This is a genomic window from Streptomyces sp. MBT53 (assembly GCF_016654115.1).
Lineage (GTDB): Bacteria > Actinomycetota > Actinomycetes > Streptomycetales > Streptomycetaceae > Streptomyces.
In genome coordinates, this window is the sequence record NZ_JAEQAZ010000459.1 from 1 (window position 1) to 1,542 (window position 1,542).

The following is a 1,542-nucleotide window of genomic DNA, read 5'->3' on the forward strand; positions in this document are numbered from 1 at the left end:
CCGGTCCGCCGCGGCCGTTCGGCAACGAGCCCTCGAACCCGCAGGGTCCCCCGAACTTCGGTCCCGACCCCTCGCGGCCGGTCCCGCCGCCGCCCGGCCCGACCCCGTCCGCGGGCCCGGGTCAGACGAGCGGCGCCCCGCAGGCGTTCCAGCAGTCCGCTCCGCCGGCCCCGCCCGGGTTCCCGCAGGAGACGAGCCGTCCGCAGCAGGGCGGCCCGTCCTTCGGCGGCGGTGACGACGACTGGGTGATCTCCCCGCCGACCCCCGGTTCCCCGGGCGGCCCCGGCGGTCCCGGACAGGGCGGTGGCGGCTACGGCTACCCGCAGCCCGGTTCCACCCAGGCCCCGCCCCCGCCCCGGCAGGCGTACCAGCAGCCGACGACCTGGCTGGCGACGATCGGCCCGGACCGCGAGTACTTCATGGCGATGATGCAGCGCTCGGGCCCGGAGGCCGCGGGTCTCAACCTGCCCGCGTACTCCCCCGAGCAGCAGCGCCAGCTCACCGGCAACCAGATCACCATCGGCCGCCGCCGGCACTCCACCGGCGAGTCCCCCGACATCGACCTGTCGGTGCCGCCGGAGGACCCGGGCGTCTCGCACCAGCACGCGGTACTGGTCCAGCAGCCCGATGGCAGCTGGGCGGTCGTCGACCAGAACTCGACGAACGGTACGACGGTCAACGGCGGCGAGGAGCCGATCCAGCCCTTCGTGCCGGTGCCGTTGCAGGACGGGGACCGGGTGCACGTCGGCGCGTGGACGACGATCACGGTCCGGCGGGGCTGAGCGGCAGCACGGTTCAGCGGAGGGGCCAGCTGTAGGGCCCCTCCGGATCGTCCAGCCACGCCCGCACCCGGCCGGCGGCGACCGTGACGCCGTAGCGCTCGCGTCCCGGTCTCCCTTCGCGCTCCCACAGCTCGCGGGCGTCCTGCGGGGCGAGGGTGCCGTGGGTGAGGGTGCGCAGGAAGCGGAAGAGTTCGTGGTCGCCGGACCGGTGCGGGATCTGGTCCGCCGGGTCGGGCCCGGTGCCGCGCAGGGGCACGAAGTACGCGGCGGTGTCGAGGAAGCTGCCCTCGGCGTGCTCGGCGTCCCGCACGGTGAGCGCGATCAGCCCGGTGGCGAGCGGGGCCAGGATCCGGGCGCCGGGACGGCACTGGGCGAGCCAGGCGGGCGGCACCGACGGCAGGGCGCAGGTCGCGATGATCCGGTCGTACGGCGCGTGTTCGGGAACTCCGCGGGCGCCGTCGCCGGTGACGACTGTCGGGCGGTACCCGGCGGCGGCGAGATGGGTGCGCGCGGACTCGGTGATCTCCGGTTCCAGGTCTACGGTGGTCACCAGGCCGTCGCCGAGCCGGTGGGCGAGCAGCGCCGCGTTGTAGCCGGTGCCCGCGCCGATCTCCAGCACCCGGCTGCCGTCCGTCACCCCCAGCTCGACGAGCATCCTGGCCATCAGCGAGGGCTGGCTGCTGGACGACACCAGCTCCCCGTCACGCAGCCGGGTGGCCAGCGGGGCGTCGGCGTACACCCCGCGCAGCCAGCGCTCCCG

Annotated in this window: 2 protein-coding genes; one reads left to right on the forward strand and one right to left on the reverse strand. The window is 75.7% G+C overall.

The genetic code is table 11. From position 1 onward, the window contains the following. Positions 1-782 (forward strand): FHA domain-containing protein (locus JHN45_RS52190; protein ID WP_201056543.1); only part of this gene is annotated, 782 nt, incomplete at its 5' end. Between the two features lie 13 nt (positions 783-795). On the opposite strand, the gene JHN45_RS52195 is transcribed toward JHN45_RS52190, so the two are convergent. Beyond that, positions 796-1,542: methyltransferase domain-containing protein (locus JHN45_RS52195; protein ID WP_201056544.1), on the reverse strand; the 747-nt coding region annotated here is incomplete at its 5' end.